This window comes from Streptomyces sp. NBC_01465 (assembly GCF_036227325.1).
Taxonomy (GTDB): domain Bacteria; phylum Actinomycetota; class Actinomycetes; order Streptomycetales; family Streptomycetaceae; genus Streptomyces.
On sequence record NZ_CP109467.1, the window covers coordinates 6,384,397 to 6,404,597 of the forward strand.

7 protein-coding genes, 1 tRNA gene and 3 rRNA genes are annotated in these 20,201 nt (G+C 65.7%); 9 read left to right on the forward strand and 2 right to left on the reverse strand.

Annotated elements, in window-relative coordinates; all coding sequences use genetic code 11:
- Window positions 1-277: 277 nt before the first annotated feature.
- The 4 genes from OG707_RS30155 to OG707_RS30170 all read left to right on the forward strand — a co-directional run bounded on the left by OG707_RS30155 (window position 278) and on the right by OG707_RS30170 (window position 6,167).
- Window positions 278-1,803: ribosomal RNA gene (locus OG707_RS30155) — 16S ribosomal RNA — on the forward strand.
- Between the two features lie 304 nt (window positions 1,804-2,107).
- Window positions 2,108-5,233, forward strand: a 23S ribosomal RNA gene (locus OG707_RS30160).
- A 77-nt stretch (window positions 5,234-5,310) separates the two neighbouring features.
- Window positions 5,311-5,427, forward strand: a 5S ribosomal RNA gene (gene rrf, locus OG707_RS30165).
- The 16S, 23S and 5S rRNA genes sit together here, the layout of an rRNA operon.
- 98 nt (window positions 5,428-5,525) lie before the next feature.
- Window positions 5,526-6,167, forward strand: a complete 642-nt coding sequence (locus OG707_RS30170; protein ID WP_443071420.1) for a DegT/DnrJ/EryC1/StrS family aminotransferase — start codon at window positions 5,526-5,528, stop codon at window positions 6,165-6,167.
- Here OG707_RS30170 and OG707_RS30175 read toward each other — a convergent pair.
- On the reverse strand, window positions 6,164-6,721 hold the full coding sequence (locus OG707_RS30175; protein ID WP_329123830.1) for a DinB family protein: 558 nt from the start codon (window positions 6,719-6,721) through the stop codon (window positions 6,164-6,166). The genes OG707_RS30170 and OG707_RS30175 overlap by 4 nt on opposite strands.
- 89 nt (window positions 6,722-6,810) lie before the next feature.
- Between OG707_RS30175 and OG707_RS30180 the strand changes: the two genes are divergently transcribed.
- Window positions 6,811-6,883: transfer RNA gene (locus OG707_RS30180), tRNA-Thr, on the forward strand.
- A 58-nt stretch (window positions 6,884-6,941) separates the two neighbouring features.
- On the opposite strand, the gene OG707_RS30185 is transcribed toward OG707_RS30180, so the two are convergent.
- The gene (locus tag OG707_RS30185) at window positions 6,942-9,602 is read right to left on the reverse strand and encodes a SpoIIE family protein phosphatase (RefSeq protein ID WP_329123832.1); all 2,661 of its coding nucleotides are present in this window, start codon (window positions 9,600-9,602) and stop codon (window positions 6,942-6,944) included.
- Window positions 9,603-9,878: 276 nt separating this feature from the next.
- Between OG707_RS30185 and OG707_RS30190 the strand changes: the two genes are divergently transcribed.
- The 4 genes from OG707_RS30190 to OG707_RS30205 all read left to right on the forward strand — a co-directional run bounded on the left by OG707_RS30190 (window position 9,879) and on the right by OG707_RS30205 (window position 20,152).
- On the forward strand, window positions 9,879-15,356 hold the full coding sequence (locus tag OG707_RS30190) for a HAMP domain-containing protein (protein WP_329123834.1): 5,478 nt from the start codon (window positions 9,879-9,881) through the stop codon (window positions 15,354-15,356).
- A gap of 283 nt (window positions 15,357-15,639) precedes the next feature.
- Window positions 15,640-16,323 carry a response regulator gene (locus tag OG707_RS30195; RefSeq protein WP_329123836.1) on the forward strand — a complete coding sequence of 228 codons (684 nt, stop codon included), beginning with the start codon at window positions 15,640-15,642 and terminating at the stop codon, window positions 16,321-16,323.
- A 103-nt stretch (window positions 16,324-16,426) separates the two neighbouring features.
- Window positions 16,427-19,156 (forward strand): DNA translocase FtsK, encoded by a 2,730-nt coding sequence (locus OG707_RS30200; RefSeq protein WP_329123838.1) that lies wholly within the window; start codon window positions 16,427-16,429, stop codon window positions 19,154-19,156.
- A 189-nt stretch (window positions 19,157-19,345) separates the two neighbouring features.
- Window positions 19,346-20,152 (forward strand): helix-turn-helix domain-containing protein, encoded by an 807-nt coding sequence (locus OG707_RS30205; RefSeq protein ID WP_329123840.1) that lies wholly within the window; start codon window positions 19,346-19,348, stop codon window positions 20,150-20,152.
- The last annotated feature ends 49 nt before the right edge of the window (window positions 20,153-20,201 follow it).

A 20,201-nucleotide genomic window follows, 5' to 3' on the forward strand; every position in this document is an offset into this window, starting at 1 on the left:
TCGGAAACGCAAGACCGAAGGGAAGCGCCCGGAGGAAAGCCCGCAAGGGTGAGTACAAAGGAAGCGTCCGTTCCTTGAGAACTCAACAGCGTGCCAAAAGTCAACGCCAGATATGTTGATACCCCGGCCCACTTCGGTGGGTTGGTGGTTCCTTTGAAAAAGACCTTGTCCCTTGATTGAGGGCAAGGCAACACAGCGAGGACGCAGTGAACGGTCGGTCCTATTCCGACATGACCGTTCCGCTCTTCCGATGTGTGATCCCGATTACGGGAAAACATTCACGGAGAGTTTGATCCTGGCTCAGGACGAACGCTGGCGGCGTGCTTAACACATGCAAGTCGAACGATGAAGCCTTTCGGGGTGGATTAGTGGCGAACGGGTGAGTAACACGTGGGCAATCTGCCCTTCACTCTGGGACAAGCCCTGGAAACGGGGTCTAATACCGGATAACACCGGGTTCCGCATGGGACCTGGTTAAAAGCTCCGGCGGTGAAGGATGAGCCCGCGGCCTATCAGCTTGTTGGTGGGGTGATGGCCTACCAAGGCGACGACGGGTAGCCGGCCTGAGAGGGCGACCGGCCACACTGGGACTGAGACACGGCCCAGACTCCTACGGGAGGCAGCAGTGGGGAATATTGCACAATGGGCGAAAGCCTGATGCAGCGACGCCGCGTGAGGGATGACGGCCTTCGGGTTGTAAACCTCTTTCAGCAGGGAAGAAGCGAAAGTGACGGTACCTGCAGAAGAAGCACCGGCTAACTACGTGCCAGCAGCCGCGGTAATACGTAGGGTGCGAGCGTTGTCCGGAATTATTGGGCGTAAAGAGCTCGTAGGCGGCTTGTCACGTCGGTTGTGAAAGCCCGGGGCTTAACCCCGGGTCTGCAGTCGATACGGGCAGGCTAGAGTGTGGTAGGGGAGATCGGAATTCCTGGTGTAGCGGTGAAATGCGCAGATATCAGGAGGAACACCGGTGGCGAAGGCGGATCTCTGGGCCATTACTGACGCTGAGGAGCGAAAGCGTGGGGAGCGAACAGGATTAGATACCCTGGTAGTCCACGCCGTAAACGTTGGGAACTAGGTGTTGGCGACATTCCACGTCGTCGGTGCCGCAGCTAACGCATTAAGTTCCCCGCCTGGGGAGTACGGCCGCAAGGCTAAAACTCAAAGGAATTGACGGGGGCCCGCACAAGCAGCGGAGCATGTGGCTTAATTCGACGCAACGCGAAGAACCTTACCAAGGCTTGACATCGCCCGGAAAGCCGTAGAGATACGGCCCCCCTTGTGGTCGGGTGACAGGTGGTGCATGGCTGTCGTCAGCTCGTGTCGTGAGATGTTGGGTTAAGTCCCGCAACGAGCGCAACCCTTGTTCTGTGTTGCCAGCATGCCCTTCGGGGTGATGGGGACTCACAGGAGACTGCCGGGGTCAACTCGGAGGAAGGTGGGGACGACGTCAAGTCATCATGCCCCTTATGTCTTGGGCTGCACACGTGCTACAATGGCCGGTACAATGAGCTGCGATGCCGCGAGGCGGAGCGAATCTCAAAAAGCCGGTCTCAGTTCGGATTGGGGTCTGCAACTCGACCCCATGAAGTCGGAGTTGCTAGTAATCGCAGATCAGCATTGCTGCGGTGAATACGTTCCCGGGCCTTGTACACACCGCCCGTCACGTCACGAAAGTCGGTAACACCCGAAGCCGGTGGCCCAACCCCTTGTGGGAGGGAGCTGTCGAAGGTGGGACTGGCGATTGGGACGAAGTCGTAACAAGGTAGCCGTACCGGAAGGTGCGGCTGGATCACCTCCTTTCTAAGGAGCACTTCTTACCAACTCCGGTTGGTCAGGGGCCAGTTCATCAGCGAACGTCTGATGCTGGTTGCTCATGGGTGGAACGTTGACTACTCGGCACGGTCTCTTCAGCACAACAAGTACTGCTTCGGCGTGGAACGTTGAGCGAAGAGGGATCGGGTCGGGCACGCTGTTGGGTATCTGAAGGTACGGGCTGTAAAGCCTTGTGTCTTCGGTTGCCGGCCCCGGTACAGCACCGCGTGAGTGGTGTGTGACGGGTGGTTGGTCGTTGTTTGAGAACTGCACAGTGGACGCGAGCATCTGTGGCCAAGTTTTTAAGGGCGCACGGTGGATGCCTTGGCACCAGGAACCGATGAAGGACGTGGGAGGCCACGATAGTCCCCGGGGAGCCGTCAACCAGGCTTTGATCCGGGGGTTTCCGAATGGGGAAACCCGGCAGTCGTCATGGGCTGTCACCCATACCTGAACACATAGGGTATGTGGAGGGAACGAGGGGAAGTGAAACATCTCAGTACCCTCAGGAAGAGAAAACAACCGTGATTCCGGGAGTAGTGGCGAGCGAAACCGGATGAGGCCAAACCGTATGCGTGTGATACCCGGCAGGGGTTGCGCATGCGGGGTTGTGGGATCTCTCTTTCACAGTCTGCCGGCTGTGAGACGAGTCAGAAACCGTATGGATAGGCGAAGGACATGCGAAAGGTCCGGCGTAGAGGGTAAGACCCCCGTAGCTGAAATTCATGCGGCTCGTTTGAGAGACACCCAAGTAGCACGGGGCCCGAGAAATCCCGTGTGAATCTGGCGGGACCACCCGCTAAGCCTAAATATTCCCTGGTGACCGATAGCGGATAGTACCGTGAGGGAATGGTGAAAAGTACCGCGGGAGCGGAGTGAAATAGTACCTGAAACCGTGTGCCTACAAGCCGTGGGAGCGTCGGAGTGCATGCTTGCATGCACTCTCGTGACTGCGTGCCTTTTGAAGAATGAGCCTGCGAGTTAGCGGTGTGTAGCGAGGTTAACCCGTGTGGGGAAGCCGTAGCGAAAGCGAGTCCGAATAGGGCGATTGAGTTGCACGCTCTAGACCCGAAGCGGAGTGATCTAGCCATGGGCAGGTTGAAGCGGCTGTAAGAGGTCGTGGAGGACCGAACCCACCAGGGTTGAAAACCTGGGGGATGACCTGTGGTTAGGGGTGAAAGGCCAATCAAACTCCGTGATAGCTGGTTCTCCCCGAAATGCATTTAGGTGCAGCGTCGTGTGTTTCTTGCCGGAGGTAGAGCACTGGATAGGCGATGGGCCCTACCGGGTTACTGACCTTAGCCAAACTCCGAATGCCGGTAAGTGAGAGCACGGCAGTGAGACTGTGGGGGATAAGCTCCATGGTCGAGAGGGAAACAGCCCAGAGCATCGACTAAGGCCCCTAAGCGTACGCTAAGTGGGAAAGGATGTGGAGTCGCAGAGACAACCAGGAGGTTGGCTTAGAAGCAGCCACCCTTGAAAGAGTGCGTAATAGCTCACTGGTCAAGTGATTCCGCGCCGACAATGTAGCGGGGCTCAAGCGTACCGCCGAAGTCGTGTCATTCCAGCACATACCCCCAACGGGGGCTGGGATGGGTAGGGGAGCGTCGTGTGCCGGGTGAAGCCGCGCCGGAAGGCAGTGGTGGACGGTTCACGAGTGAGAATGCAGGCATGAGTAGCGATACACACGTGAGAAACGTGTGCGCCGATTGACTAAGGGTTCCTGGGTCAAGCTGATCTGCCCAGGGTAAGTCGGGACCTAAGGCGAGGCCGACAGGCGTAGTCGATGGACAACCGGTTGATATTCCGGTACCCGCTTTGAAACGCCCAATACTGAATCAGACGATGCTAAGCCCGTGAAGCCGTCCTGATCTCTTCGGAGTTGAGGGAAGTGGTGGAGCCGGTGACCCAGATCTGTACTAGGTAAGCGATGGGGTGACGCAGGAAGGTAGTCCAGCCCGGGCGGTGGTTGTCCCGGGGTAAGGGTGTAGGCCGTGTGATAGGCAAATCCGTCACACATTGAGGCTGAGACCTGATGCCGAGCCGATTGTGGTGAAGTGGATGATCCTATGCTGTCGAGAAAAGCCTCTAGCGAGTTTCATGGCGGCCCGTACCCTAAACCGACTCAGGTGGTCAGGTAGAGAATACCGAGGCGTTCGGGTGAACTATGGTTAAGGAACTCGGCAAAATGCCCCCGTAACTTCGGGAGAAGGGGGGCCATCACTGGTGATCGGATTTACTCCGTGAGCTGGGGGTGGCCGCAGAGACCAGCGAGAAGCGACTGTTTACTAAAAACACAGGTCCGTGCGAAGCCGTAAGGCGATGTATACGGACTGACGCCTGCCCGGTGCTGGAACGTTAAGGGGACCGGTTAGTGACCTTTCGGGGTTGCGAAGCTGAGAACTTAAGCGCCAGTAAACGGCGGTGGTAACTATAACCATCCTAAGGTAGCGAAATTCCTTGTCGGGTAAGTTCCGACCTGCACGAATGGCGTAACGACTTCTCGACTGTCTCAACCATAGGCCCGGTGAAATTGCACTACGAGTAAAGATGCTCGTTTCGCGCAGAAGGACGGAAAGACCCCGGGACCTTTACTACAGTTTGATATTGGTGTTCGGTTCGGCTTGTGTAGGATAGGTGGGAGACTTTGAAGCTGTGACGCCAGTCATGGTGGAGTCGCCGTTGAAATACCACTCTGGTCGTGCTGGATGTCTAACCTCGGTCCGTGATCCGGATCAGGGACAGTGTCTGATGGGTAGTTTAACTGGGGCGGTTGCCTCCTAAAGAGTAACGGAGGCGCCCAAAGGTTCCCTCAGCCTGGTTGGCAATCAGGTGTTGAGTGTAAGTGCACAAGGGAGCTTGACTGTGAGACCGACGGGTCGAGCAGGGACGAAAGTCGGGACTAGTGATCCGGCAGTGGCTTGTGGAAGCGCTGTCGCTCAACGGATAAAAGGTACCCCGGGGATAACAGGCTGATCTTCCCCAAGAGTCCATATCGACGGGATGGTTTGGCACCTCGATGTCGGCTCGTCGCATCCTGGGGCTGGAGTCGGTCCCAAGGGTTGGGCTGTTCGCCCATTAAAGCGGTACGCGAGCTGGGTTTAGAACGTCGTGAGACAGTTCGGTCCCTATCCTCTGTGCGCGTAGGAATATTGAGAAGGGCTGTCCCTAGTACGAGAGGACCGGGACGGACGAACCTCTGGTGTGCCAGTTGTCCTGCCAAGGGCATGGCTGGTTGGCTACGTTCGGAAAGGATAACCGCTGAAAGCATCTAAGCGGGAAGCCTGCTTCGAGATGAGTATTCCCACCCCCTTTGAGGGGTTAAGGCTCCCAGTAGACGACTGGGTTGATAGGCCAGATGTGGAAGCCCGGTAACGGGTGGAGCTGACTGGTACTAATAGGCCGAGGGCTTGTCCTCAGTTGCTCGCGTCCACTGTGTTAGTTCTGAAATAACGAACAACCGTGTCCATATCCGGTGGTTCAATTTCATAGTGTTTCGGTGGTCATAGCGTTAGGGAAACGCCCGGTTACATTCCGAACCCGGAAGCTAAGCCTTTCAGCGCCGATGGTACTGCAGGGGGGACCCTGTGGGAGAGTAGGACGCCGCCGAACAATTATTCAACGCTGGTCCCAGAACTTCGGTTCTGGGACCAGCGTTTTTTTATGCCCTGTTACTCGTCGTTCACGTTGTGTCGCCAGTATCCGTGGTCATGAGCACCTTGAGGTTGCTGAAGGCCGCCGGCGTCGGCGCCGGCGATGAAGTCATTGTGTCGGCGTACGGCGATGTTGAAGCCGCAGAGGCCGTCAGGGCTGTTGGGGCCGTGGTGGTGTTGGCGGACATTGATCCCGACAGCTACTGCCTCGATGCGGGGAGCGTCGAGGCCGCGGTCACCTCGCGTACAGCTGGAGTTGTGCTGACGCATCGCTTCGGGCATCCGCCGGACGCGGCCGGCATGCGTGAACTCGGCCGCAGGCGTGGGCTGTTGATGGTCGAGCAGGTCGTGGCGGGGCAGGGGCGCGAGCAGGCTGTCTACCTGGGTGAGCGGCTCCGGGGGATGCGGACGCCCTCTCTGGTGGAGGGGCACACCTGCGAGAGCTATGTCGTACGGGTGCCGGGCAACGGGCGGCCCGACCGGGACGCTGTCGCCCGTGTCCTGAAGGCTCGGGGGGTGGCGTGCTGGGTGCCTGTGCCCGTGCCTCTTCACCGGGTGCCGGCGTACCGGCGCGATGTGCGGCTGCCCCAGGCCGAGTTGGCCTCCGACGAGACGCTGGCACTGCCCCTCCACGGTGACGTGCGACGTACCGCCGCCGTCTGCAACGCCCTCGGTGGACTCCTGCAGCCCGCCTTCTAGAGCGTGAAGTCCTTGGGTGCGTTTTCGCCCACGCGGCCGTCCACGGCCTCGCGGAGGATGTCGGCGTGACCTGTGTGCCGTGCGTACTCCTCGATCATGTCCAGGAGCATGGCGCGGACGCTGGGGGTGCGACCGTCCGGCCAGGTGAACGATGCCGGTCCGTCGAGTCCGCGCTCCTTGATGACCTGGGCCACGAGCTCCCGCGATCGGTCGACCGCGGCGTGCCACACCGCGTAGATGTCCTCCGGGGAGTCCAGCGCCCCGGTCCGCCACTCCCAGTCGGGGTCGGCGTCGAAGTCCACGGCATCCCAGGGGGCCCCGTACTCGCGGCCGGCCAGCTTCACGGCCAGCCAGTCCGCCTCGACCAGGGCCACGTGTTTGACGAGACCGCCGAGCGTCATCGAACTGGCGGAGGTGGTCGCCTGCAGCCCGGCCTCATCGAGCCCGGACGTCTTCCAGGCAAAGGTCCGTCGGTTGCGCTCGAGCACCGAACTCAGGGACTCCGCCTCAGAAGTGGTTCCGGGCGGGGGCGGTTGGGGAGTTGATTCGCTCATGATCGGCAGCATAGACAGCCGGTCTGACATCCGGCTCTGGATGGTGCGGAGTACGGCAGAAGATCGGGTATGATTTCTCTTGTTGCTGCGCCCCAATAGCTCAGTCGGTAGAGCGTCTCCATGGTAAGGAGAAGGTCTACGGTTCGATTCCGTATTGGGGCTCTGGAAACGGGAAGGCCCCCGCCGGTTGGCGGGGGCCTTTCGCGTACCCGGGTACCGGCTACTTCTGGGGCTCGGGGACGCGCATCACCAGGATGGCCATGTCGTCCGAGGCCGGTTCGGCCGCGAAGCGCTCCACCGCTCGCAGGACTCGGCCGGCGACCGCACCGGCGGTGAGGCCGGTGCAGGTGGTGAGGACCTCGGCCAGGCCGTCGTCGCCCAGCATGCGGGTGCCTTCGCGGCGCTCGGTGATGCCGTCCGTCACGCAGAGGAGGACGTCGCCCGGGTCGAGGGTGATCGTCTGCTCGTACAGCTCGAGGTCCTCCATGACACCCAGCAGGGGCTGGGGCTCCGCGGCCGGTTCCACCGTGCCGTCCTGGCGCAGGCGCAGGGGGAGCGGGTGGCCCGCGCAGACCACCTTGAGGACCGCGCTGCCGTCCTCCTGGGGCCACAACTCCCCGTAGAGCAGGGTCAGGAAGCGGCTGCGGGCTCCCTCGTCGAGGATCGCCGCGTTGAGGCGCTCCAGGACCGCGGGGCCGCCAAAGCCCTCGCGGGCGAGCAGGCGCAGGGCGTGGCGTGCCAGGCCGGTCACCGCCGCCGCCTCGGGGCCCGTACCGCAGACGTCGCCGATGGCGAAGCCGTAGGCGCCGTCGCGGATCGGGAAGAGGTCGTAGAAGTCGCCGCCCACCTCGTTGCCCTCGCCGGCCGCGCGGTAGATGACTTCCACTTCTACGTTGGGGACGACGGGCAGGCCCGGCGGGAGCAGGCTGCGCTGCAGGGAGCGGCTGATGGCCATGCGCTCCGAGTAGAGGCGGGAGTTGTCGAGTGCCAGGGCGGCTCGGCGGGAGAGGTCTTCGGCCAGTTCGAGGATCTCCTGGCGGAAGTGGTCGTCGGACGGCTTGCCGAGGGTCAGCATGCCGATGACGCGGTTGCGGGCGACCAGGGGGAGGACCACGGTCTCGCCGCCGACCGCTGCGGCTGTGGCGAGGGTGGTGCCGATTCCCCCTCCCAGCGCGGGAGTTGAGCCGAGGCCCAGGCTGCGCATCGACGAGCGCAGGGCTGCTTGGTGCGCTGCCTCGCCGGGGGCCGCCCAGAGGCGGGCGCCGGGGGTGGGCACCGGCTCGGGCGGGGCGATCTTGGAGAGGAGCGCCTTGAGGCCGTCGATGCGTTCCTCGTCCTCGTGGAGCACGTAGCTGAGGTACGGGTCCGAGGCCTGGTCGGCGATCGTGTAGACCGCGCACCAGGTGGCCAGGGTGGGGACCGTCATCTGCGCCATGAGCGCGAGGGTCTGGTCGCGGTCGAGGGTGCCGGCCAGGAGGTCGGAAGCTTCGACGAGGAAGGAGAGGGAGCCGCGGCGGAGGCGTTCCAGCTCGCCGAGGCGGGCGGACTCGACGGCCAGTGCGATGCGGTCGGCGGCGAACTGCAGGCGCAGGGCTTCCTCGTTGGAGTATCTGCCGGGTGCTTCGGCGGAGACTCCGAGGGAGCCGGTGAGGCGGCCCTCGACCTTGAGGGGGACGGTGACGACCGAGCGCATTCCCGTACCGCTGAGGAGCGGGACGGCTCCGGGGACCGCCGCCAGGTCCTCGTGGACGGCCGGCATACGGGCCGACCCGTAGCGTCCCGTGCCCGCTTCGACGGGGACGCGGGCGAAGCGCTGGCGGGCGGAGGGGAGGCCGGTGGTGGCCCGTACCTCCAGCTCCGTCTCGTCGTCGGTGGCGAGGAGGAGGAACGCGGCGTCCGCGTCGAGCATGTCGCGGGCCCGCTCGACGGTGCGCTGGAGGAGGCCGTCCAGGTCGTCGGGGGCGGGGGAGCCGATGAAGACTTCGAACGGGTCGGTGGAGCGGTTGCCCGCGGAGTAGCTGTCGGTGCTGTCCTGCGGGGTGCGCAGCGGGGTCTGGAGGATGGCGCGTTCGTCGTCGCGGACCAGGAGGCAGACCGTGGAGGGCTCGCCCTGGGGGTCGCGTACGCGCAGATGCGAGGCGTAGACGGGGATGACGCGGCCGTCGGAGCCGCGGATGCCGTAACTGCCTTCCCAGCGGGAGAGTTGGAGGGCGTCGGCGATGCCGGTGCCGGTGCCCGGGGTGTGCGGCCAGGCCGCGAAGTCGGTGAGGGGTTTGCCGGTGACCTGCTCGGCCGCGTAACCGAAGAGGATCTCGGCGTCCTCGTTCCAGGACGAGATGGATCCCGTGCGGTCGATCTGGATCGTCGCGACGCGGACCTGGGCGTCGGCGACCGGGAGGAGCTCGACGGGAATGACCGGGCCCGCGGACCGGGCGCCCACCGGGCGCTCCGGCAGGTCGAGTTGGAACCAGACCTGCTTGTGCGTGGGGGTGTACTCGACGCCCCAGCGCGAGGCGAGGGCCGCGCAGAGCAGCAGACCGCGGCCGCCTTCGCGGTCGGGGCTGCCGAAGGACTCGGCCGTGCCCTGGAGCGGGACCTCGCGTTCGGGGTAGCGGTCGCCGACCTCGACCCGGATTCCGGTCTCCGTACGCAGACAGAGGACGTCGGCCGTGGTGCCGGCGTGCACCACCGCGTTGGTGACGAGCTCGCTGGTCAGGACGACGGCGTCGTCGATGACGTCGGAGTATCCCCACCCCTGGAGGGTGTCGCGGACAAAGGCCCGGGCGGTCGCCACGGACCGTCCGACCGGTTCAAAACTGGCAGCCGCCCGCGCGGTGATCACAGAACTCCTCGTACGCGTCTCGACGCCCGGCTCTGCCATTGTCGGCCCGCCCCTCCGGTGCCCGGTGGTAGTACTTGGTGCCTCCGCCCCCGCCGGGCGGACCGGGGCGGTTGGACAGCCGGATGCCAGGTTACTTACCTTCGCTGTCCGAGCGGATGCCGGTCACTGGGTTTCCGCCCACTGAGGGCGGGGACGGTATGCGAAGCTGCCGAACTGTTATGGCCGGGTTCAGCCATGGTGAAACACTGGGCAAGCTTCCTTAGACAGCCCGGCAGTACGGTCAACCCCTGCGGGAGGGACACGGTGGAGTCTGGCATGGCGACGCGTGCCGAGAACACGCGCGCAAAAAGCGGACAGTCCCCGAAAAATCGGCGCAATGGGACCACGGAAGTGGACTCGGCCGCCCTCGGCAGACTGCTCACGGCCCTGGCCTCGATGCGGGACGGCAACTTCCGCAAGCGTCTGACGGTCTCGGGCGAAGGGCCGATGGCGGAGATCGCCGCGGTCTTCAACGAGGTCGCGGACCGCAATCTCCACCTCACGGGTGAGCTCGCTCGTGTACGGAGGATGGTCGGGCGCGAGGGAAAACTGACCGAACGGCTGGAGACAGGGGCCTGTGAGGGCTCCTGGGCCGCCGCCATCGATGCCTCCAACGACCTCGTCGACGATCTGGCACGCCCGGTCTCCGAAGTCGGCAGGGTGCTCTCCGCGGTCGCGGAAGGTGACCTCGAGCAGCGGATGGACCTGCGCTCGCAGAACGAGGACGGGGCGGAGCGGCCCCTGCGCGGGGAGTTCCTGAAGGTTGCCCGTACGGTCAACAACCTGGTGGACCAGCTGTCGGCGTTCACCGACGAGGTGACGCGGGTCGCCCTGGAGGTCGGTACCGAGGGCAAGCTCGGCGGTCAGGCCCAGGTGCGCGGTATGTCCGGTTCGTGGAAGGACCTCACGGATTCGGTCAACACGATGGCGTACCGGCTCACCGCCCAGGTGCGTGACATTGCTCTCGTGACGACGGCGGTGGCCAAGGGCGATCTGTCGCGCAAGGTCACGGTGCACGTGGCCGGCGAGATGCTCCAGCTGAAGAACACCGTCAACACGATGGTCGACCAGCTGTCGTCCTTCTCCTCCGAGGTGACGCGAGTCGCGCGCGAGGTGGGTACGGAGGGCGAGCTGGGCGGCCAGGCGGCGGTGCCCGGTGTGGCCGGTGTGTGGAAGGACCTCACCGATTCGGTGAACCTGATGGCCGGCAACCTCACCTCCCAGGTGCGGGGCATCGCGGAGGTCACCACGGCGGTCGCCAACGGTGACCTCTCGCAGAAGGTCACGGTGAGCGCGCGCGGCGAGGTCGCCCAACTCGCCGAGACCATCAACCAGATGACCGAGACGCTGCGTACGTTCGCCGACGAGGTCACCCGCGTCGCGAGCGAGGTCGGCGCGGAGGGTCTGCTCGGCGGCCAGGCGCAGGTGCCCGGCGCCGCGGGGACGTGGAAGGACCTGACGGACTCCGTCAACACCGTCTTCCGCAACCTCACGACCCAGGTGCGGGACATCGCGCAGGTGACCACGGCGGTCGCCAACGGAGACATGACGCAGAAGGTCACCGTGGACGTGGCCGGCGAGATGCTGGAGCTGAAGAACACCGTCAACACGATGGTGGACCAGCTGCAGTCGTTCGGTTCCGAGGTGACCAGGGTGGCCCGGGAGGTCGGCGTAGAAGGCCGGCTGGGCGGGCAGGCGCAGGTGCCGGGGGCCGCCGGGACGTGGAAGGACCTCACCGACTCGGTGAACACGGCCTTCCGCAACCTCACCGGACAGGTGCGGGACATCGCGCAGGTGACGACGGCGGTCGCCAACGGAGACCTCTCGCAGAAGGTCACCGTGGATGTGGCCGGCGAGATGCTGGAGCTGAAGAACACCGTCAACACGATGGTGGCGCAGCTGTCCTCGTTCGCCGATCAGGTGACGCGGATGGCGCGCGACGTGGGTACGGAGGGGCGCCTCGGCGGCCAGGCGCGCGTGGACGGCGTCTCGGGTACGTGGAAGGAACTGACCGACTCCGTCAACTTCATGGCGGGGAACCTGACTTCACAGGTGCGGCAGATCGCACAGGTGACGACGGCGGTGGCGCAGGGAGACCTGTCGCAGAAGATCGACGTCGACGCGCGGGGCGAGATCCTCGAGCTGAAGAACACCATCAACACGATGGTCGACCAGCTCTCCGCCTTCGCCGAGCAGGTGACCAGGGTCGCCCGCGAGGTGGGTACGGACGGACGCCTGGGCGGCCAGGCGCAGGTGCCCGGTGTGGCCGGTGTGTGGCGCGACCTGACCGACTCGGTGAACGGCATGGCCGGGAACCTCACCGCCCAGGTGCGCAACATCGCGCAGGTCGCGACGGCGGTGGCGCGCGGTGACCTGTCGCAGAAGATCGACGTCGACGCGCGGGGCGAGATCCTCGAGCTGAAGAACACTCTGAACACGATGGTCGATCAGCTCTCCAGCTTCGCCGAGCAGGTGACGCGGGTGGCCCGCGAGGTGGGCACCGAGGGCATCCTGGGCGGCCAGGCCGAGGTGCAGGGTGTGTCCGGTACGTGGAAGGACCTCACCCAGTCCGTCAACTTCATGGCCAACAACCTGACGTCGCAGGTGCGCAACATCGCCGAGGTCACGACGGCGGTCGCCAAGGGCGACCTGTCGAAGAAGATCACGGTTGATGCCAAGGGCGAGATCCTCGAGCTCGTCACCACCGTCAACACGATGGTGGACCAGCTCTCCAGCTTCGCCGAGCAGGTGCTGAGGGTCGCCCGCGAGGTGGGTACCGAAGGCATCCTGGGCGGCCAGGCGCGGGTGCGCGGGGTCACCGGTATCTGGGAGGACCTCTCCGACAACGTCAACCTGATGGCCAACAACCTGACCAGCCAGGTGCGCAACATCTCGCAGGTGGCGACCGCGGTCGCCAACGGCGATCTGACCAAGAAGGTGACGGTCGAGGCGCGCGGCGAGGTCGCTCAGCTCGCCGACACCGTCAACACGATGGTGACGACGCTGTCCTCGTTCGCCGACGAGGTGACCCGGGTCGCCCGTGAGGTGGGCACCTTCGGTTCTCTGGGCGGTCAGGCGCGCGTCCCCGGAGTCGCCGGTACGTGGAAGGACCTCACCGAGTCGGTGAACTCGATGGCGTCCAACCTGACCGGACAGGTGCGGCAGATCGCCACGGTCACCACGGCCATCGCCAAGGGCGACCTGACCAAGAAGATCGACATCGACGCCCAGGGCGAGATCCTGGAGCTGAAGACGACGATCAACACGATGGTCGACCAGCTGTCGTCGTTCGCCGAGCAGGTGACCCGGGTCGCCCGTGAGGTGGGTACGGAAGGGCAGTTGGGCGGTCAGGCGCGCGTCCGTGACGTGGACGGCACCTGGCGCGACCTCACCGAGTCCGTGAACGAGATGGCCGGGAACCTGACCCGTCAGGTACGCGCCATCGCCGCGGTCGCCACCGCGGTGACCCGCGGTGATCTCAATCTGAAGATCGACGTGGACGCGGCGGGCGAGATCCAGGCCCTCCAGGACAACATCAACACGATGATCGCCAACCTGCGCGACACCACCGTCGCGAACAAGGAGCAGGACTGGCTCAAGGGCAACCTGGCCCGGATCTCCGGTCTGATGCAGGGCCGCCGCGATCTGGAGGACGTGGCCTCGCTGATCATGAGCGAGCTCACCCCGGTCGTCTCCGCGCAGCACGGCGCGTTCTTCCTGGCGATGGCCACGGGGACCACGGCCGAGGTGGGCGCCGAGGCCGAGAACGCGTACGAGCTGCGGATGCGCGGGAGTTACGGGTACTCGGCGGGCTCCATGCCGACCACCTTCCGGCCCGGTGAGACGCTGATCGGCACGGCCGCCGAGGAGAAGCGCACGATCCTGGTGGAGAACGTGCCGCCGGGCTATCTGAAGATCTCCTCGGGTCTGGGCGAGGCGCCCCCGGCGCATGTGATCGTGCTTCCGGTGCTCTTCGAGGGACAGGTCCTCGGGGTGATCGAGCTGGCTTCGTTCCAGCCCTTCACCCACATCCAGAAGGACTTCCTCAACCAGATCGCCGAGATGATCGCGACGAGCGTCAACACGATCAGCGTCAACACCAAGACCGAGGTGCTGCTGAAGCAGTCGCAGGAGCTGACCGAGCAACTGCGCGAGCGGTCCGCCGAGTTGGAGAACCGGCAGAAGGCGCTGCAGGCCTCCAACGCCGAACTGGAGGAGAAGGCCGAGCTGCTGGCGCGGCAGAACCGCGACATCGAGGTCAAGAACACCGAGATCGAAGAGGCCCGGCAGGTCCTCGAGGAGCGCGCCGAGCAGCTCGCGGTCTCGATGCGCTACAAGTCCGAGTTCCTGGCGAACATGTCGCACGAGCTGCGCACGCCGCTCAACTCCCTGCTGATTCTGGCCAAGTTGCTCGCCGACAACGCCGAGGGGAACCTCTCCCCGAAGCAGGTTGAGTTCGCCGAGACGATCCATGGAGCCGGTTCCGACCTGCTGCAGCTGATCAACGACATCCTCGACCTCTCCAAGGTCGAGGCGGGCAAGATGGACGTCAGCCCGACGCGCATCGCGCTCGTACAGCTGGTGGACTACGTGGAGGCGACCTTCCGGCCGCTCACCGCGGAGAAGGGGCTCGATTTCTCCGTACGGGTCTCTCCGGAGCTCCCGGCCACTCTGCACACCGACGAACAGCGGCTGCTGCAGGTGCTGCGCAACCTCCTCTCCAACGCGGTGAAGTTCACCGACACCGGGGCGGTCGAGCTGGTCATCAGGCCGGCCAACGCCAACGTGCCGCACGAGATCCGCGAGCAGTTGCTGGAGGCGGGTTCGCTGCGCGACGCGGACGCCGATCTGATCGCCTTCTCGGTCACCGACACCGGTATCGGGATCGCCGCCAGCAAGATGCGGGTGATCTTCGAGGCGTTCAAGCAGGCCGACGGCACGACCAGCCGCAAGTACGGCGGAACGGGCCTCGGTCTCTCGATCAGCCGGGAGATCGCCCGCCTCCTCGGCGGCGAGATCCATGCGGCGAGCGAACCGGGCCGCGGCTCCACCTTCACGCTCTACCTGCCGCTGCACCCGGCCGAACTGCCGCCCCAGGGCTACCCGCAGCTCGCCCCCGGCGGTCTGGAGCGGATGCCGGGGAACACCGACAACGGTCAGAGCCCGGAGCGCTCCGGCGGTTACTCCGGGATGTCCCCGACCGATGTCCAGGGCGGTCCCGCAGGGCTGTTCAGGCGGCGTCGCAAGTCTCTCGGCGGGGCCGAGCAGCGGCCCGCGCTGCCGGGCCAGCCGGGCGGCGCTTCTTCGTCGCTGGAGCGCGAGCAGTGGCCGGCGGGCGGTCAGCAGGAGGCGGAGCAGCCGCGCCGTGTCTTCCAGTTCGACAGCGAGAAGGTACTGATCGTCGACGACGACATCCGCAATGTCTTCGCGCTGACGAGCGTGCTGGAGCAGCACGGGCTGTCCGTCCTGTACGCGGAGAACGGGCGCGAGGGGATCGAAGTCCTGGAACAGCACGATGATGTGACGGTCGTTCTGATGGACATCATGATGCCCGAGATGGACGGCTACGCGACGACGTCGGCGATCCGCAGGATGCCGCAGTTCGCGGGGCTGCCGATCATCGCGCTGACCGCCAAGGCGATGAAGGGCGACCGGGAGAAGGCGATCGAGTCGGGAGCCTCCGACTATGTCACCAAGCCGGTCGACCCCGATCATCTGCTCGCGGTGATGGAGCAGTGGATGAACGGCGAGTGATGCGGTGAGCGGCGCGACGGCAGAGGGTCCCGGGGGCACGCCCCGGGACCGTACGGCGCCGGGAGTTGCTGACTGACTGTGGCCGACGTGGTGTGAGACCGCGGTATTCGGGGAACCTTCTGGTCTCCCACTGCGTTTCTGCTACGTGCACAGTGACATCGCGGTGACAGGGTGTGGCGACAGGCGGGGTGCGGCTACCATGACCGGCACAAGGACGGGCGGCGCAATGGAGCCGTCCCCTGGGGCGGCGCCCGGTGCAAATCCGGGGCGAGGAGGACGGGCCATGGTGCAGAAGGCCAAGATCCTCCTGGTCGATGACCGGCCGGAGAATCTGCTGGCGCTGGAGGCCATCCTCTCCGCGCTCGATCAGACACTGGTGCGGGCATCGTCAGGGGAGGAAGCGCTCAAGGCGCTGCTGACGGACGATTTCGCAGTCATTCTGCTGGACGTCCAGATGCCGGGCATGGACGGTTTCGAGACCGCCGCGCACATCAAGCGGCGCGAGCGGACCCGGGACATCCCGATCATCTTCCTCACGGCCATCAACCACGGCCCGCACCACACCTTCCGCGGATACGCGGCGGGGGCGGTGGACTACATCTCCAAGCCCTTCGACCCGTGGGTGCTGCGCGCCAAGGTCTCGGTCTTCGTCGAGCTCTACATGAAGAACTGCCAACTGCGCGAGCAGGCGGCCCTGCTCCGCCTCCAGCTGGAGGGCAGCACGCAGGCGGGCGTCGGTGACGTCAAGGAGCCCGCGGGGCTGCTGGCCGAACTCTCGGCGCGGCTCGCGGCAGTTGAGGAGCAGGCGGAGGCGCTGTCCAAGCAGCTCGACGACGAGTCGGCGGATGCCGGCGCTGTCGCCACCGCCGCCCATCTCGAGCGCAAACTCACCGGTCTGCGGAGGGCGCTCGACGCCCTGGAGCCCGGTACGGGCGGCTCCGCACCCACGCTTCCCTCGCAGAACTGACAGCTGACCCCGCGTCAAGAAGCGTGCCCCGCAGGGGCGACACGGACGGGTGAAGCGGTAGGCACACGTGTCCGCTGCCGTAGACACCGGTAACCTCACCACCATGGCCTCACGTACGTCCGGCAAGGGATCCGCGAAGAAGGTGGCGCCCGCCAAGAAGGCCGCTGCGAAGAAAACCGCGCCCGCGAAGAAAGCTGCGCCGGCGAGGAAGCCCCCCGCCAAGAAGGCGGCAGCGGCCAGACCCGCACCGAAGGCGGCGCCGTCACCCACCGGTGGTGTGTACCGGCTCGTACGCGCGGTCTGGCTCGGTATCGCGCACAGCGTCGGAGCGATGTTCCGCGGCATAGGGCGTGGTGCGAAGGGACTCGACCCCGCTCACCGCAAGGACGGGCTCGCGCTGCTGCTGCTCGGCCTCGCCCTGGTCGTGGCGGCCGGTACCTGGTCGAATCTCCGCGGCCCCGTCGGGGACCTCGTCGAGATGCTGATCACCGGAGCATTCGGTCGGCTCGATCTGCTGGTGCCGATACTGCTGGGCGCCATCGGCGTACGGCTGATCCTCTATCCCGAGAAGCCCGAGGCCAACGGCCGGATCGTCATCGGTCTCTCCGCCCTGGTCGTCGGTGTGCTCGGCCAGGTCCACATCGCCTGCGGATCGCCCGGCCGCAACGACGGCACCGCCGCGATGCAGGACGCGGGCGGGCTGATCGGCTGGGCGGCCTCCAAGCCGCTGGTCTTCATGATGGGCGACGTACTCGCCGTACCCCTGCTGCTCCTGCTCACCGTCTTCGGTCTGCTGGTGGTCACCGCGACTCCGGTCAATGCCATCCCGCAGCGGCTGCGGCTTCTCGGCTCGAAGCTCGGGATCGTGGAGCCCGCCGAGGAGCAGCTGCCCACGCAGGACGACGAGGCGTACGACAACGAATGGCGCGAGGCGCTGCCCGCCCGGACCCGGCGGTCCTCCGCGCGGCGCAGCGAGTCGCCCGAGGTCTACGACGCGGACCAGGCCGAGGAGGCGGCGCTCTCCCAGCGGCGCAGGCCGCGGCGGCCCTCCGTGCAGCCTGTGCAGGGGCGTGCCATGGACGCGGTGGACGTGGCCGCGGCGGCCGCCGCCGCGCTCGACGGCGCCGTGCTGAACGGGCTGCCGCCTTCGCCGATCGTCGCCGACCTGACGCAGGGCGTCTCCACGGACCGGGAAGTCTCCTCGCCGTCCGCACCCCCCGAGCCCTCGGTGCCGCCGGCGCGCGAGCGTCAGCCCGGGCGGCGTCAGCCCGGCACGCTCGTACCCGACCTGACGAAGAAGGCCCCCGAGCGCTCCGAGCCGCTGCCGCCGCGTGCCGAGCAGCTCCAGCTGCGGGGCGACATCACCTACTCGCTGCCCTCGCTCGATCTGCTGGAGCGCGGCGGTCCCGGCAAGACGCGCAGCGCGGCCAACGACGCGGTCGTCGCCTCGCTGAGCAACGTCTTCATGGAGTTCAAGGTCGACGCGGCCGTCACGGGATTCACCCGCGGTCCGACGGTCACGCGCTACGAGGTGGAGCTCGGGCCCGCGGTGAAGGTCGAGCGCATCACCGCCCTCACCAAGAACATCGCGTACGCCGTAGCCAGCCCGGACGTCCGGATCATCTCGCCGATCCCCGGCAAGTCCGCGGTCGGCATCGAGATCCCGAACACGGACCGCGAGATGGTCAACGTCGGCGATGTGCTGAGGCTGGCGGACGCCGCCGAGGACGACCATCCGATGCTGGTCGCGCTCGGCAAGGACGTCGAGGGCGGTTACGTCATGGCGAACATGGCGAAGATGCCGCACATCCTGGTCGCCGGCGCCACGGGCTCCGGCAAGTCGTCGTGCATCAACTGCCTGATCACGTCGGTGATGATAAGAGCCACCCCCGAGGACGTCCGGATGGTCCTCGTCGACCCCAAGCGGGTCGAGCTGACCGCGTACGAGGGCATTCCGCACCTCATCACGCCGATCATCACCAACCCGAAGCGCGCCGCCGAGGCCCTCCAGTGGGTCGTACGGGAGATGGACCTGCGCTACGACGACCTCGCGGCGTTCGGGTACCGGCACATCGACGACTTCAACCAGGCCATCCGCGACGGCAAGCTGAAGACGCCGGAAGGCAGCGAGCGCGAGCTCAAGACCTACCCGTACCTGCTCGTGATCGTCGACGAGCTCGCGGACCTGATGATGGTCGCGCCGCGGGACGTCGAGGACTCCATCGTGCGCATCACCCAGCTCGCGCGGGCCGCCGGCATCCACCTGGTGCTCGCCACCCAGCGTCCTTCGGTCGACGTCGTCACCGGTCTGATCAAGGCGAACGTGCCCTCGCGGCTCGCGTTCGCCACCTCCTCGCTCGCCGACAGCCGGGTCATCCTCGACCAGCCGGGCGCCGAGAAACTGATCGGCAAGGGCGACGGGCTCTTCCTGCCGATGGGGGCGAACAAGCCGACCCGTATGCAGGGCGCCTTCGTCACCGAGGACGAGATCCACGCGGTCGTCCAGCACTGCAAGGAGCAGATGGCGCCGGTCTTCCGCGAGGACGTCGTCGTCGGCACCAAGCAGAAGAAGGAGGTCGACGAGGAGATCGGCGACGATCTGGACCTGCTGTGCCAGGCGGTCGAGCTGGTGGTCTCGACGCAGTTCGGGTCGACGTCGATGCTGCAGCGCAAGCTGCGGGTGGGGTTCGCCAAGGCGGGCCGGCTGATGGACCTGATGGAGTCGCGGGCCATCGTCGGACCGAGCGAGGGGTCGAAGGCGCGCGACGTTCTGGTCAAGCCCGACGAACTCGAGGGAGTGCTGGCCATCATCCGCGGGGAGTCTGAGACGTAGGAGATCGGAAGGCAACCGTTTCCTCTGGCGGAACGTCAAGTTGGAGAGGGGGATCGGAAAATGTCCCGTCATCAGGCACCATGCGCGTCCTGATGGCGTACAAACTCCGCTCTCCCGGTTGCCCCGTCCTCCGAACGCCCCCCTAAACTGAACATCCAGCAGGTGGCTACACGCTCGAAAGGCGCCCCCGTGTCCATCGGCAACTCCCCCGAAGACGACCGGCCTTCGATCGGTCGCTCCCTCCAGCAGGCCCGGATCGCCGCGGGTCTGACCGTCGACGAGGTCAGTTCCTCCACGCGGGTGCGCATTCCCATCGTGCACGCGATCGAGCAGGACGATTTCTCCCGCTGCGGCGGCGACGTCTACGCGCGCGGTCACATCCGTACCCTCGCGCGCGCCGTCGGTCTCGATCCCGCTCCACTGGTCGAGCAGTTCGACGCCGAGCACGGCGGCCGTCCTGCCCCTACCCCTGCCGCTCCGCTCTTCGAGGCGGAACGGATCCGTCCGGAACCGCGGCGGCCCAACTGGACCGCCGCCATGGTCGCCGCGATCGTCGCCGTCGTCGGCTTTGTCGGCTTCACGATGTTCAGCGGCGACAGCAGCGGCGACAAGACCAAGACCCAGGTCGCCGAAGGGCCCACGACCACCAAGGCGCCGGCCCCCAAGAAGTCCACCGGAAAGCCCGCCGACCCCAAGCCCAACCCCTCGGACAGCGCCATCGCGGCGGTGCCCAAGGACAAGGTGACGGTGAAGCTGTCCGCCGTCGACGACATGAGCTGGATCTCGGCGAAGTCGCACAACGGCAAGACGCTCTTCGCGGGAAACCTGCAGAAGGGCGAGTCCAAGACCTTCACCGACGACAAGCAGATCGATCTGATCCTGGGAAATGCAGGGGCGATCCAGCTGTACGTCAACGGCAAGGAGGTCCAGAACGAATTCGAGCCGGGCCAGGTGGAGCGGCTCTCGTACACGAAGGGTGACCCGGTGACCGGCTGACCGGGTCGCGTGCCGGGGGTCCGGGGGCGCGCCCCCGGGAAGCACAGAA